We start from the raw sequence: 14,138 nt of genomic DNA, 5'->3' as shown, positions 1-14,138 counted from the left end.
CTCCCGTCATGAGCGTCGGGAGAGCAGGGCATAATAGAGCAAGGGTATCACCACCAGGGTGAGCAAAGTGGAGACCAGGATCCCGAAAATCAGGCTGATGGCCAGTCCGTTGAAGATGGGATCATCGAGGATAAACAGAGCCCCGATCATCGCCGCCAGCGCCGTCAGCATGATGGGTTTGGCCCGCACCTGCGCCGCTTCGATCACCGCCTGCTCGAACGCCACTCCGGCGCTGCGCTGCTGTTCGATAAAGTCCACCAGCAGGATGCTGTTGCGTACGATGATCCCGGCCAGGGCGATCATCCCGATCATCGAGGTAGCGGTAAACTGGGCTCCCAGCAGGGCGTGGCCCGGCATCACCCCTATGATGGTGAGCGGAATGGGAGCCATGATGATGAGTGGCACCAGATAGGAGCGGAACTGGGCCACCACCAGCAGGTAGATGAGGATCATTCCCACCCCGTAGGCAATCCCCATGTCGCGGAAGGTCTCGTAGGTGATCTTCCACTCCCCGTCCCACAACAGCGCCACCTCCCCCAGCTTGTCGGGCTGCTGCACGTAATATTGGGGCAGGTCGATGTCGGCACCGGCGGCAAACATGCCGTAGAGCGGGCTGTCGGTATGGCCACCCATGTCGGCCACCACCATCACCATGGGCTGCATGTTCTTGTGCATGATATAGCTGGGGGCCACCTCATCACGGCGACTCACCAGCTCGGAGACCCGCACCAGCTGATCGCTCTGGCTGCGCACCTTGAGGGCCAGCACACCCGCCAGCTCCCGTTTGTCACCGGGAGCCAGTTCGATGCGGATCGGCACCGGATACTTGGCGCCGTGCCCCTGCAGCCAGCTGGCATCCTGATAACCCACCCCGCCATTGAGGGTATTCACCAGATCCCCGAGATCGACCCCGAGCAGGGTCGCCTTGCTGCGATCCACCACCAGCCGCCACTTGGGCTGCGGGTCGGTCAGATAGATATCCACATCCACCAGATCCGCCGTGGCCACAAAACGGGCCTGTACGGCGCGCGCCGCCGCTTCGCGGGCGGCCTGAGTCGGGCCATAGATCTCGGCAACGATGGGGGACCAGACCGGCGGGCCGGGCGGCACCTCAACGACTTTCAGGTTACCCCCTGCCGCACTGGCGATGGCCTGCAGCGGCTCCCGAACCGACTGGGCAATCTGGTGACTGCTGCGATCCCGCTCATGCTTGTCCACCAGATTGACCTGAATATCCCCCACGTTGGCGCCGCTGCGGATAAAGTAGTGACGCACCAACCCGTTGAAGTTGATGGGGGCCGCGGTACCGGCATAGATCTGGTAATCCTTCACCTCGGGCACCTTGGCAAGCTCCCGCCCGACCGCCAGCAGGGTGCGCTCGGTCTGCTCCAGGGTCGCCCCCTCCGGCATATCGAGCACCAGCTGAAATTCCGACTTGTTGTCAAAGGGGAGCATCTTGAGCACCACCCACTGCACCAACGGCATGGCGGTAGCCGCCCCGACCAGCAGCAACACCGCCAGCCAGAGCTTGCGTCTGGCGCGCTTGGCGCCATCACCGATCAGGAAAGGGGTCATCAGCCGGTGAAAAAGACCCGCCTTGGCCTCGCCGTGGGCACCGTGCGCCGAATCCTTGAGCAAATGGCTCGCCAGCCAGGGGGAGAAGATAAAGGCCACCAGCAGGGAGATAAGCATCCCCATGCTGGCATTGATGGGGATGGGGCTCATGTAGGGGCCCATCAGGCCACTGACAAAGGCCATCGGCAACAGGGCCGCGATGACGGTCAGGGTCGCCAGTATGGTCGGCCCCCCCACCTCGTCCACCGCCCCCGGAATCAGATCCTTGAGCGCCCCCTTGCCCAAACCGCGATGGCGGTGGATGTTCTCCACCACCACAATGGCGTCATCCACCAGAATGCCGATGGAGAAGATCAGCGCAAACAGCGACACCCGGTTGAGGGTAAAGCCCCAGGCCCAGCTGGCAAACAGGGTCAGCGCCAGGGTGATGACGATGGCAACGCCAACTACCAGCGCCTCGCGCCAACCCATGCTCACCAGTACCAGCAGCACCACCGCCGTGGTGGCAAAAATCAGCTTGCCGATCAGGGTGTTGGATTTGGTCTCGGCGGTAACGCCGTAGTCCCGGGTCACCGTCACCTTGACCCCGGCAGGGATCAGTCGGTTCTGCAAACTCTCGACCCGCGCCTCCACCCGCTTGGCCACATCAACCGCGTTCTGGCCCGGCTGTTTGCCGATGGCCAGGGTCACCGCCGGATAACTGGCCTGCCCCAGCCCCATCCAGCTGCGCTTGGTCGGAGTCTCCTGACCCAGAGAGACCTTGGCCACCTCTCCCAGATAGACCGGCTTGCCGTCGTGCAGCCCCACCACCAGTTCTCTAGCCTCCTGCTCACTTTGCAGGAACTGCCCGACCTGCACCTTGATCTCCCGGTTATCTTGCTCGATGGCCTGTGTCGGGCCCACCTGATTGGCGGCCGCAAGTCGCTGGCTCAGATCGCCCCAGCTGATGCCGTGGGCGCTGAGGGCCGCCGGATCCGGCATCACCCGCAACACGGCGCTCTGGCTGCCCAGCGTGTAAATATCGCGGGTACCGGGAATGCGCTTGAGTTCGGTCTCCAGCTCATGGGCGACCTGGGTCAACTCGGGAGCCCCCAGTTGCTTGCTCCCCTCTTTGCTCCATAAGGTCAAACTGACGATAGGGACATCATCGATCCCCCGGGGTTTCACCAGCGGCTGACCGACTCCGATCCCCTGTGGCAACCAGTCGCGGTTGGAGTCGAGCTGGTTGTTGAGATCGACGATGGCCTGTTCGCGGCTCACCCCTACCTTGAATACCACCACCAGCAGGGCGCCATCGGGTTGGGAAAAAGAGTAGAGGGTATCAATTCCCTTTATCTGGGAAACCACCTGCTCGGCAGGGGTGGTGACGAGAGAGGCCACTTCAGCCGGGCTGGCCCCCGGGAAGGGAATGTAGACATCGGCGAAGGTGACATCGATCTGCGGCTCCTCCTCCTTGGGAGTCACCAGCACTGCAAACAGGCCGAGCAGCAGCCCCACCAGTGCCAGCAGCGGAGTGATGGCCGAGCCCTGAAACAGCGCAGCCAGCCGACCGGCAGGCCCCAGCCTCTCCTTGTTGCTGTTCAGTTCGCTACTCATGGGCCATCTCCTGCTGCTGCGCCCAGCCATCGGGGGCCAGCTTGTCACCGGCTTGCAGACCGGCCAGGATCTCGCACTGCCCTTCAAAGCAATGGCCTACCCGCACCGGCGTCAGGGCCCAGCCAGCGGGCTGTTGCAGATAGACACCGTTGAACTCCCCTTGCCGCAGCAGGGCGCGATCCGGCACCTGCAACACCTGACGTTCACCCTGCTTGAGCTGCACCTTGAGCCACATGCCGGGCAATACCCCGGTGGTTTGCGGCGGCAAGTCGAGGCGCAACCTGAAGGCGTGGCTCTGGCTGTCGGCATAGTTGAAGCGGGTCAATTTGACCGGGATAACAGACTTGCCATCCGGCAGCAGCACCTGCACATCAGCAGGTGACCGAGCGAGCGTCAGGGCGGATTGGGGCAATTCCACCTCCACCCGCAGTGTGTCTAGGGAGAAGCCGGAGAGCAGAGGGGTGCCGGGGGCGACAGTCTCCCCCAGCTCTACCAGCCGTTTGGTCACCACTCCGGCGTAAGGGGCCAGAATACGGGTATAACCGTAGGCCTCGCGGGCCTGAGTGAGGGCCGCATCGGCCGCATTGACCTCGGCGCGGGCGGCGCGATCAGTCGCCTGGGCATTGTCGAGCTGGGCGCGGGTGATCACCCCTTTGGCAATCAGCGCCTGAAAGCGGGCGAGCTGGCGCTCTGCCTCCACCTGCTGGGCCTTGGCTCTGGCCAGTCGCGCCTCGGCACCCGTGACGGCGGCAAACTGCTCCTTGCCGCTGATCTCCAGCAGCGGCTGTCCCGCCTGCACCTGATCGTTCACATCCACCAGCATGCGGGAGACCCGGCCGCTGGTCTGGGCCGCCACCGTCCCCTGGTTGATGGCACTGACGGTGCCATCCAGCGTCAGCCAGTCGGTCACCGCCTGTGGCGCCACTGTCAACAGGGGCACTGTCAGTGGGGCAATAGGCTCCCCGTCCGCGGCAAAGGCCAGGGGGGATGTCATGGCCTGCGATGTCATCACCAACAAGGTGATCCCCAGCAACCGGATCTTTTCCATCATTACTCTCCTTCCCTGGCGTAATCTGTCACTTCACGGGATCAGGCGGTATGGGACTGGCGCACCTTATCCACTCCCCGAGCTGGCGCCTTGGTCAGCACCCTGGCCAGTCCTTTGTCAAACAGCAAGATCCCGGCCACCATGGCCGCTATAAACAACATTATCATGGGCTGCCCGCTGGAAATGAGACTCAGAGCAGGCCCCGGGCAGATACCCACCAATCCCCAGCCGATGCCAAACAGCGCCGCCCCGCCGATCAGCCGGCGATCCAGCCTGGGGGCCGGTACGGCGACGATGGGCTCCCCCAGCACACTCTGGCGGCGGGGTTTCACCAGCAGGAAGTAACCCGGCATAAAGACCAGCAGGGCGCCCCCCATCACGAAGACGAGGCTGGGATCCCAGGCCCCGGCCAGATCGAGAAAACCGGTGACCCGGGCGGGATCCATCATGCCGGAGATGGCCATCCCCAGTCCGAACAACACACCCGCAAACAAACTTGTCAGCAACTTCATGGCAATCAGCCCCTTACAGCAGATGATGAGTGACGAAGACGGTGATAAAGCCTGCCGCCATAAAGGTCAGGGTGGCGACGATGGAGCGCAGGGAGAGCCGCCCCATACCGCAGATGCCGTGGCCGCTGGTGCAGCCATTGCCAAGACGGGTACCGATGCCGACCAGCAGACCGGCCAGCAGCACTACAGGCCAGCCGGGCAAGGTGGTGAATGCGGGCATGGTGGACCAACCCAGAGTCAGCGCCAACCAGGCGCCCGCCCCGAGCCCCAGCAGAAATAGCACCCGCCACGGCGTACGGTGTTGCAGCGCACCGGCCAGAATGCCGCTGATCCCGGCAACCCGGCCGTTGAACAACATCAGGATCAGGGCCGACAGCCCCGCCAGCATGCCACCGCCCAAAGAGAGCAGCCATTGGCTTTCCATCATCAAGATTCCTTATTTTCTGAGTGACAAAAATGGGTTTGCAGCGCCCCCAGCACATCGGCAGCCGCCTCGCTCACCAGCGAGTAGTAGATCTGCTGGGAGACCTTGCGCGAACGGATCAGGCCGTAGCGCTTGAGCACCGACAACTGCTGGGAAAACGCCGACTGCCCGAGTTGGCTATGGGCCAGCAGCTCCCCGACCCCCTTCTCCCCCTCCACCAGCTGGCAGAGCACCATCAGGCGTTCGGGATGAGCCAACGCCTTGAGCAGGGAGGCGGCGGCTGTCGCATGTCTGTTCATCTCGTCGAATTGGCTCATAAGAGTAAATTAGCAATTGCTGATATTTGTTCTATTGTATAAAACAACACTAAATTAGCAATATCTAAAGTAGATAAGGAGAAAGACCATGACAGTAGATAACGGAGTCAGAATCGTCGCGGGTTGCATGTTGCTGCTCTCGCTTATCCTTACCACCTGGGTTCATCCGGGCTTTGTCTGGTTGAGTGCCTTTGTCGGGGTCAACCTGATCCAGAGCGCATTCACCGGTTTCTGCCCGGCCGCCATGCTCCTCAAGCGCCTGGGGCTGAAGTAACAGGTCGCGCAAGACAGGGGCGGTCCTGCTAGCGGGGCGTCATCGCGCGGCGATGGCTATCGTCGCTCCCTGATGCTTATGGAGGTAGCCAGTCGGCCCCATTATTGACAAACTTGTATCTAAATGTTGCTGGAAGGTCGATAAGGCTTTACCTCACCGCTCTGGATGAGTACCATTTTGCCGTTCTTAACACAGCGGAGACCATCAGTGGGCAACTCATCAAGTGACAGTTGTAGACCGACCCTCATCGTCGGTACCAAGGTCGCGAGCTAGCCGCAGGTCTTTCTCTGCCGCATGCTCGCAACCCTGCGAGAAGCGGAAATCCACTCCCCTCTTCTCTTTTTTCACACTTGACGTCAGGTGATCTGGCTTTGCCATGACACCTTGCCTGCATAGTTTCTGCTTCCCACAAGGAGGCTGCTATGCGTTTTATCTCAATCAAACCGGCTGCGGATCGCGTGGTCGCAACAGGTTCTGTTGCACCCCGGGCTCACCCCCTGCTGAGCAAGCTGGGGCGCGGCATATTGCCACGCTGGCTGGGCGGCAAACCGCGCCAGCACCACTATAGGCTGCAGATCCGTTGCGAGGATCGCGCCGATATGGAGCAAGTGCTGGATATGGTGAGCCACACCCTGCAACCGGCCGGACTGCAACCGATGCAATCGATGAAACCGGGTCGCAGCGGCGGGCGAGAGCTGGTGCTCAATGTGCACTGCACTCCACCCCAGCGCCGCTATCTGGTGCAGTTTGTTCATCAGGTCGGAGTAGCGCATCCGGTGCGCTGGGAGCTGCGTCCGCGCATCGACACGGCTCCCGAACTCAACTGACGCACATCCTGCTGCACTAACGACCGTTCAGGGGGCCAGCCACGCTGGCCCCACTTGTTGCGTCCTCTCCGAGCGTCAGGGCATCTGATGATGCTCGCGCCCCGGAAGCTAAACCCGGGACGCTGCGTTTTTCTGCTGGCCATCCGCTCAATCCCCCTCTGATCCATCCGCCACCCGGCGTTTCATCATGGATTGTGCCAAGCCAGCTTTCATAAGAAGGAGTACGCCATGAAGATGTGGCAACAACTAGACATGCTCTCACTGCTCGACACTCTGGCTAGCCTGCTGCTCGCCTTTGTGCTCGGCAGTCTGGTCGGGCTGGAGCGCCAGTACCGCCAACGTACCGCGGGCCTGCGCACCAACGTGCTGGTCGCCGTGGGAGCCGCCCTGTTCGTCAGCCTGGCCCAGCGAATCTATGACCTGCACGGCGGCAACTACAACGTGGTCCATGTGGTGGCCTATATTGTCTCCGGCATCGGCTTTCTCGGCGCTGGCGTCATCATGCGCGAGTCGGGCAATATCCGTGGCATCAACACCGCCGCCACCCTGTGGGGTGTCGCTGCGGTCGGCGCCGCCTGTGGCGCCGGGCTCGCCATGGAGGCCATTCTGGGCGCCCTGTTCGTGCTGGCCGCCAACACCCTGCTGAGACCGCTGGTCAACCAGATCAACCGTCGCCCGGTAGACAATCTGGACACAGAAGTTACCTACAAGGTGACAGCCCTGACCCCGCGCGAGCATCAGAAGGAGGTGCTGCACTGGCTCGAGGAGATGCTGGAGCAGGCCAACTATCCCATGAGCGAGCTCGACATCGAGCCGTTTGGCGAGAGGGATCTGGAGATCTCGGCGGTGCTGCTGGCTACCTCCATCGATGGTGACGAGCTCGACGCCCTGATGGTGAAACTCGGCATTCATCCCCATATCAAGCAGATATTCTGGCGCGCCAGCACCACGGATTGAGTTGTCGATCAGAGTCATGGCTCCATCCACCAACGGCAAAAAGCCCCGCCAGCAATGGCGGGGCTTTCTCATATGGGATGGGCGAAGAGTGGCTAGCGGCGGCTGCGCCAGCGCACCCTGGGGGTGATCACCTGGGCAGTCTGCGCCGGGGGATTGCCCGCAATCAGTTGCTGCATCAGCTCGAAAGCGGCGAGGGCCAGCGCCGGACAATCCTGCGCCACCGAGTCGATTCGCATGGGAATGCAGTCGAGCAGGTCGTGATCGTCGAAGGTGCACAGCCGCATCCCTGTCTCCATCAACCCCGCCTCGTTGAGGTAGCGCAGTACCCCTTCCAGCAGGGTAAAGGAGGCGGTAAAGAGCCCCTTGGGGGGCGCTCCCAGCTCGGCCACCAGCTCAGCCATCAGCTGATAACCGGAGCTCGGCTGGTAGTCGCGATGGCGCACCCGGGCGGCATCGGCTTCAAAACCGGCGCGATGGAGCCCCAGCTCATAGCCCGCCAGCCGGTGACGACTAGGGGAGAGATCCAGCAGGCCACCGAAGTAGTAGATCTGCTCGCCGCACTCGCTGGCCATGTCCCGCACCAGCTCGGCTGTCGCCTTGCAGGCATCGGAGATCACCATGGGCAGGCGCGACTCGCCAATATGGCGGTCGAGCTGTACTACCGGCAGGCGGTCGTGAATGCGGGCATAGATATCATCGCTGTGGCCGCTGGAGGCGACAATCAGCCCATCCACCTGACGGCTGATGAGGTTGTCCACCACCCGCTGCTCGAGGGCGGGATCATCTTCGGAGCAGGCGATCAGCAACTGGATGCCCGCCTCTCGGCAGTGGGCCTCGAGGGCGCGGGCGATGCGGGCAAAACCGAAGTTGGTGAGATCGGGGATCACCAACCCCCAGGTGTAGCTGCGGGTCTCGCGCAGGGAGCGGGCATGAAAGCTCGGCAGGTAGTGACACTCCTCCGCCACCGCCTGAATGCGCTTGCGGGTATCGTCGGCAATGCGGTACTCCGCACTCTTCCCGTTGAGCACCAGACTGGCGGTCGCCTTGGACACCCCCGCCAGTTCGGCGATCTGGGCAATCGTGATCCGTTTCTTCTTCTCCACCTGGCCTCCCGGCTGACTAGAACCGGGCTATTGTACTAGGCACGCCGACAGCGGCCAGTGATTGAGGCAAATTTTGCAGCCATCATCGCCGTTACCTGATGAAAGTTGCGGCTTTTCCCCGGGGAAGTAGCGCACCGACAGGCTGTGACGACCCTCATCGATGAAACACTCCAGACTGGAGCGATCGCACAGCACGGTGATCCGCCCGCCAGCCCATGGGCTGCTGCGGGTCTCCCACGCTCCGCTCTGCCAGTTCTGGCGCCGCAAGATGAGGCGCCCCGGCTGCCACACCAGCTCGGCCACGGCGCCGAACCAGAGACTCCCCTCACCGCAGAGCTCCATATCGAGCCAGGCCGAGTCGATGGCCAGCCCCGGAAACTCGCCAAGCGTCCCCTCGAAACGGGTCAACTCTCCCTTCAATGCCGCGAGCTCGGCCACCGGCCGCTGGCAGAGCCACTCATCCTGCCAGAACAGCTCCCGCGGGCAGCTCATCTGGTGGATCCAGCCGTAAGCGACTGTGGGCTGGCTCATCTCGTTCTCCTCCGGCAGCCCCAGCCAACCAAACAAGAGGCGGCGCCCCTGACTGTCTCGGGTGGTTTGCGGCGCATAGAACTCGAAGCCCCGATCCAGCTCGTGGAAAGCCCCGTGCTCGAAGCGCTCGCCGTCGAAGTCACCCGCCAGCCAGCCGCACTGGTAGAGGTTGAGATAATCCTCTCCCTGTGGGGCAATCCCCTGCGGGCAGCTGATCAGCACATAGCGCTCCCCCAGCGGGAAGAGATCCGGGCACTCCCACATATAGCCAAACTCACCCAGCCCCCCTCGCCCGCTACCGGCGATGGGGCCCACCCGCTGCCAGCTTTGCAGGGTGTCGCCGCGATAGAGCAGCACTTCGCCCTTGTCATCCAGGGTGCGGGCCCCCAGCACCATCAGCCACTGCTGGCCGTCATGCCACACCTTGGGGTCGCGCACGTGGCCGCTGTAGCCTTCGGGCAGATCCAGCACAGGCCCCAGCTTGGCAAAACTACCCTCACCGTCGGCGCGGGCCAGACACTGATAGGCGGTGCGGCTGCCATCCGGGTATTTGACATTGCCGGTGTAGATAAGGGTCAGATGCCCCTGCTCGTCGCTCACCGCAGAGCCCGAATAGCAGCCGTGGCTCTCATAGTCCTCGGTGGGCAACAGCGCCACCGGCTCGTGCTGCCAATGCAGCAGATCGGTGGAAGTGACATGGCCCCAGCCCTTGTTGCGGTGCTCGCAACCGAGCGGGTTCCACTGGTAGAAGAGGTGGTAGCGCCCGCCGTGCTCGATGAAGCCGTTGGGATCGTTGAGCAGCCCCACCGGGGCTGCCAGGTGCCAGCGCGGCCGATGGGGATCGGCCGCCGCCTTGAGCTGTCCGGCCAGCAGCGACCGGACAATCTGGTTGAGAAGATCGCTTTCCTTCATCACTCCACCTTGTACTTGAGCAGGTAGGAAGCTGCGAAGGCGGCACCAAAGGCGATCACCAGCCCGATGATGTAATGAATAAGGCTCATGGGCTGGACGATGGCCATGCCGGGAATACCGGTCAGCCCCACCGCCGTCATCCCCACCTTGGCCGCCACCACGTAGGCACCGCCGCAGGCCCCGCCAAACAGACCGGCGAGGAAGGGTTTGATGTAACGCAGGTTCACCCCGAAGATCGCCGCTTCCGTGATACCCAGCAGGCAGGACATGGCCGCCGGCACGGTAATGGCCTTGATCTTCACATCGCGAGTCTTGAAGTAGACCGCGAGGCAAGCCCCGCCCTGCGCCACGTTGGCCATAGCCCAGATGGGCAGCAGGAAGTTGACGCCAATTTGCGGATTCGCCAGCAGCCCCGCCTCGATGGCGTGGAAGCTGTGGTGGATGCCGGTGATGACGATAAGCGAGTAAGTGCCGCCAAATACCAGCCCCGCCAGCCAGCCCGCCTGCTCATAGAGGGCGCTCAGACCGAACGAGATGCCATCCCCCAATACCCGACCCGCCGGGCCGATAAAGAGCAGTGCCACGAAACCGGTGATGATGACGGTCAAAAACGGGGTGAGGATCAGATCCAGCGCATCCGGAATGCGCTTGCGCAGCTGTTTCTCCAGATGGGACATAAACCAGACCGCCAAGAGCACCGGGAAGACGGTGCCCTGATAGCCGATCATCGCAACATCCAGCCCGAAGAAGTCCATGGTCTTGAAGCCACCGGCCACGCCCCAGGCGTTGGTCAGCGCCGGGTGGGTGAGGATGCCACCGAGGGTCGCCCCGAGATACGGATTGCCGCCAAACTCCCGCGCCGCCGTAAAGCCGATGAGGATCGGCAGTATGATAAAGGCCGCCGAGCTGAACATGTCGAGCATCACAAACAGGGCGCTGTCGGCATTGACCCAACCGTAGGTGCGCACCATGCCGAGCAGCCCCATCAGCAGGCCCGAGGCGACGATGGCCGGAATGATCGGCACGAAGATGTTGGAGAGGGTTCGCGCCAACCGCTGGGCCACGTTGAGCTTGGCCGCCGCCATGTCGGTCAGCTCCGCCTTGCTGGCGGTGCCGGTACCGGTCTGCGCCACAAACTCGGCATACACCTTGTTGACCAGACCGGTGCCGAAGATCACCTGAATTTGGCCCGCGTTGCTAAAGCACCCCTTGACCCCCTCCAGCTTGTCGATGGCGGCCTTGTTTACCTTGCTGTCATCGGCCAGCACCAGCCGCAACCGGGTGGCGCAGTGGGCAGCGCTGACGATGTTCTCCTTGCCCCCCAGCAGGGGCACCAGATCCTTGGCTATCGCACTGATATTCATATTCTTCCTCTTATGACCCGCCACGCTGGCGGGCCCTTGTCACATGAGAGTAGGGGCTGTCGAGCCGGGCTTCTAGCCTCAGCTCAACAGCCATCTGCGCTTGATCGCAAAAAGGCATCCAGTTCGGAGCGGGTCGGCAGCGCCGTCATCGCCCCCTTGGCGGTGGTGGCGAGCGCCCCGCAGCCGTGAGCCTGAGCCAGAATGGCGGGCAACTCGGCCAGCGTCGGCAGCGACGAACGCCCGGCCAGGGCCGCCAGCAGACCGGCGACGAAGGCATCCCCCGCCCCCGTGGTGTCGATGGGCGTCACTTTCTGCCCCACCCACTCCAGCAGCTCGCCACCCAGACGCGCCACCATACCGGCCGCCCCTCTGGTCACCAGCACCAGCGCCGGGCCAGAGAGAGTGGCGAGCCCGGCGGCCAGATCATCCTCACCGCTCAGCAGTTGCAGCTCCTCGATGGATAGCTTGACCACATCCGCCTGTGCAATGGCCTGACGCACCAGCGGCAGCATCTCGGCGGGGTTGCCCCACACCTCGGGGCGCAGGTTGGGGTCGAAACAGACCCGCCCTCCTGCCGCCTTGATAGCCGCCATGGCCTGCAGGCAGCTGGTGCGTACCGGCTCGTTGGCGAGCGCGATGGAGCAGGTGAGCAGCCACTGACCGGCATCGAAGCGGGGCAACTCATTTGGGGTGAGGAACTGGTCGGCACTGGGGCGCACCATAAAGGTGAAGCTGCGCTCCCCCTCATCATCCAGTGCCACCAGCACGGTAGAGGTGCGATGGTCTGGATCGAGCCGCAGCGCGGCCACATCCACCCCCTCCCCGCTCAGGGTGTCGGCCATAAAGCGGCCGAACGGATCGGCACCGACCCGGCCGATAAAGGCCGCATCGCCACCCAGCCGTACCACACCAACCGCCACATTGGCGGGCGCGCCACCCGGACACTTGAGGTAGTGCAACGCCCCTTCCGGGATCAAGTCCACCACCGCATCCCCCATTACCCACACTCGATTCGTCACCTTGCTACTCCACTGCTGCATCGGATCCACGGTCAAACCCGAACTCTGTTCTGTTGGCTGGCATTATCAGCTAAACCGTTTTAGCCAACCAGCAGATCTCGGCACCGGTTGCCATTTTTGTGATCGGGATAACGAACTAGAACCAGGTTTCCATCTGCACACCAAAGTTCCACTCGCCACCGGCGGTGAAGTTGCTCTGGCCCATGGCATCGTCGCTGGCGTAGTTGTCGAGCTCGGAGGACCAGTCCATCCAGCTGGCGAACACCCTAAGCTCGGGACGTTCGAAGAAACCGGCGGTTTGCGCCTTGAAGGTGGGGGCGAAGGTGAGCTTGGTGAAGTTGCCGTTCACCGCCTGGCGTCCCTTGTAGCCCTTGGGATCGAGATCCATGTACTGCCAGGCCGCCTCGTAGACCAGCTCGACGTTCTGGCTCAGCACCTGCGCCACCCGGGTATTGAAGGTGAGCCAGCGGTACTCGTCCCCTTTCACGTAGCGATCCTGACTCTGCTCGGCCAGCAGGGCCGGGGCAAAACGCCAGCGCGGATTAAGATCGGTAGCGCCAAACACGGCGACCCGCACCGAATCGGCGTCCGGCAACAGCTCGCTGTCAGAGCCCAGCCCCTTGACCTCGGCCCCCAGCCCATGACCGTACAGCACCGCCGCCTTGGCAAAACCGGGGTTGAGGCCAAAGAAGCTCTCGCCGTGGTAGGCCAGCAGGGTGTGTGCCCCCTTGTCCGCCGCCTCGCTGCCCGCCCCCTTGTCATTGATGCGGGCGTCATTGTCCTTTGCCGAGAGACCGTTCACCATCCACTGCCAGTTACCGACGCGGTTGTTCATGGTGAGGATGTAGCTCTCGATATCGGAGAGACCGCTGGCGCTGATGTCGCCGTAATCGCGGCCATAGAGAGAGAAGTTGGCCTTCCAGCTATCGGCCAGCTGCACGTCGTAGACACCGCCGCCGGTACCGGCCAGGAACACCACGTCGGAATCGAGCCAGTGGATGTCAAAGTTGTCGCGATCAAAGCGCTTGCCCGCCCACAGCACCGCATTCTTGAAGGGGCCGTCGAAGCTCGCCAGATTGCCGATCTCGGCAAACACCTGACGGGTATTGAGGCTCGAATCGCTGGCGGTCCAGTCGTTGCTGGTCTCCACCCCGTCTGCCAGCATCAGCTTGTAGCGGGCCCAGCTGCCATCCTCGAAGGTCTGGGTTTTCAGCAGGTTGGCCTCCATATAGGTGTCATCCTCATTGCCAAGGCGACCGACGGCCCCGCCCACCGAACCGGCTGGCGTGATGTAGGGGCCGCCGCGCCCGCCGTTGCCATTGCCGTTGACCAACAGGCCCGAGCGGGCGTAGCCGTGAAACTCGAAGCCCTGGGCACCTGCTGTCTTCTCATCCATCTTCTGGCTGCGGTTGTCGGCCGCCTGCGCCTGCTCACTCGCCGCGCTCGCCTTCACTTCCGCCTGACTGGCACGGCTCTCTGCCGCCTCGGCTCTCGCTTCGGCTGCCTGTACCCGCGCCTCCAGCGCCGCCAATCTGGCCTCGACACTCTCACCTGCAATACTCGCCTGCGCCGCCCACAGCGGGCTGCTCATCCCCAATCCCAGCGCTACCGCCAGCGCCAACTTGCTCTTGAACATCATCATCTTCCTCACCTGTCATCTGTGGCCCGGACGGGCGCTG

The 14,138-nt window shown here is 63.0% G+C and carries 13 protein-coding genes; 3 read left to right on the top strand and 10 right to left on the bottom strand.

Going from position 1 to position 14,138, the window contains the following annotated elements; all coding sequences use genetic code 11:
• Nucleotides 1–6: 6 nt before the first annotated feature.
• From G5533_RS06405 to G5533_RS06385, 5 genes are read right to left on the bottom strand one after another with little or no spacing between them, the layout of a single operon-like run.
• Nucleotides 7–3,171: an efflux RND transporter permease subunit gene (locus G5533_RS06405; RefSeq protein WP_441254614.1), complete on the bottom strand. Its 3,165-nt coding sequence runs from the start codon at nucleotides 3,169–3,171 to the stop codon at nucleotides 7–9.
• Nucleotides 3,164–4,219 (bottom strand): efflux RND transporter periplasmic adaptor subunit, encoded by a 1,056-nt coding sequence (locus G5533_RS06400; protein ID WP_441254641.1) that lies wholly within the window; start codon nucleotides 4,217–4,219, stop codon nucleotides 3,164–3,166. Before G5533_RS06400 ends, G5533_RS06405 begins: the two co-directional genes overlap by 8 nt.
• Nucleotides 4,220–4,260: 41 nt before the next feature.
• Entirely contained in the window at nucleotides 4,261–4,731 is a 471-nt protein-coding gene (locus G5533_RS06395; protein WP_421255287.1) for a DUF6691 family protein, read from the bottom strand.
• Between the two features lie 13 nt (nucleotides 4,732–4,744).
• A complete protein-coding gene (locus G5533_RS06390) occupies nucleotides 4,745–5,158 on the bottom strand; it encodes a YeeE/YedE family protein (protein ID WP_168176940.1) in 414 nt (137 codons plus the stop codon).
• Nucleotides 5,158–5,472: an ArsR/SmtB family transcription factor gene (locus tag G5533_RS06385; RefSeq protein WP_005338008.1), complete on the bottom strand. Its 315-nt coding sequence runs from the start codon at nucleotides 5,470–5,472 to the stop codon at nucleotides 5,158–5,160. Before G5533_RS06385 ends, G5533_RS06390 begins: the two co-directional genes overlap by 1 nt.
• 88 nt (nucleotides 5,473–5,560) lie before the next feature.
• Here G5533_RS06385 and G5533_RS06380 point away from each other — a divergent pair, with 88 nt between their 5' ends.
• The 3 genes from G5533_RS06380 (at nucleotide 5,561) to G5533_RS06370 (ending at nucleotide 7,530) form a co-directional block, all read left to right on the top strand.
• On the top strand, nucleotides 5,561–5,746 hold the full coding sequence (locus tag G5533_RS06380) for a YgaP family membrane protein (protein WP_201990468.1): 186 nt from the start codon (nucleotides 5,561–5,563) through the stop codon (nucleotides 5,744–5,746).
• A 422-nt stretch (nucleotides 5,747–6,168) separates the two neighbouring features.
• A complete protein-coding gene (locus G5533_RS06375) occupies nucleotides 6,169–6,573 on the top strand; it encodes a hypothetical protein (RefSeq protein WP_201990470.1) in 405 nt (134 codons plus the stop codon).
• 228 nt (nucleotides 6,574–6,801) lie between these two features.
• On the top strand, nucleotides 6,802–7,530 hold the full coding sequence (locus G5533_RS06370) for an MgtC/SapB family protein (protein WP_201990472.1): 729 nt from the start codon (nucleotides 6,802–6,804) through the stop codon (nucleotides 7,528–7,530).
• 92 nt (nucleotides 7,531–7,622) lie between these two features.
• Here G5533_RS06370 and G5533_RS06365 read toward each other — a convergent pair whose 3' ends face one another.
• The 5 genes from G5533_RS06365 to G5533_RS06345 form a co-directional block, all read right to left on the bottom strand.
• Nucleotides 7,623–8,633: a substrate-binding domain-containing protein gene (locus tag G5533_RS06365; RefSeq protein WP_021231153.1), complete on the bottom strand. Its 1,011-nt coding sequence runs from the start codon at nucleotides 8,631–8,633 to the stop codon at nucleotides 7,623–7,625.
• Between the two features lie 27 nt (nucleotides 8,634–8,660).
• Nucleotides 8,661–10,076, bottom strand: coding sequence for a glycoside hydrolase family 32 protein (locus G5533_RS06360; RefSeq protein ID WP_441254613.1), 1,416 nt, complete (start codon nucleotides 10,074–10,076; stop codon nucleotides 8,661–8,663).
• On the bottom strand, nucleotides 10,076–11,440 hold the full coding sequence (locus tag G5533_RS06355) for a sucrose-specific PTS transporter subunit IIBC (RefSeq protein ID WP_421255285.1): 1,365 nt from the start codon (nucleotides 11,438–11,440) through the stop codon (nucleotides 10,076–10,078). Before G5533_RS06355 ends, G5533_RS06360 begins: the two co-directional genes overlap by 1 nt.
• Nucleotides 11,441–11,523: 83 nt before the next feature.
• Entirely contained in the window at nucleotides 11,524–12,480 is a 957-nt protein-coding gene (locus G5533_RS06350) for an aminoimidazole riboside kinase (RefSeq protein WP_441254612.1), read from the bottom strand.
• Between the two features lie 115 nt (nucleotides 12,481–12,595).
• Nucleotides 12,596–14,101: a carbohydrate porin gene (locus tag G5533_RS06345; protein ID WP_441254611.1), complete on the bottom strand. Its 1,506-nt coding sequence runs from the start codon at nucleotides 14,099–14,101 to the stop codon at nucleotides 12,596–12,598.
• Nucleotides 14,102–14,138 lie beyond the last annotated feature (37 nt).

This window comes from Aeromonas sp. A600620 (genome assembly GCF_029479985.1).
GTDB lineage: Bacteria > Pseudomonadota > Gammaproteobacteria > Enterobacterales > Aeromonadaceae > Aeromonas > Aeromonas veronii_A.
The sequence above is the reverse complement of the archived record's forward strand: the minus strand, read 5'-3'. Positions and strand labels throughout refer to the sequence as shown.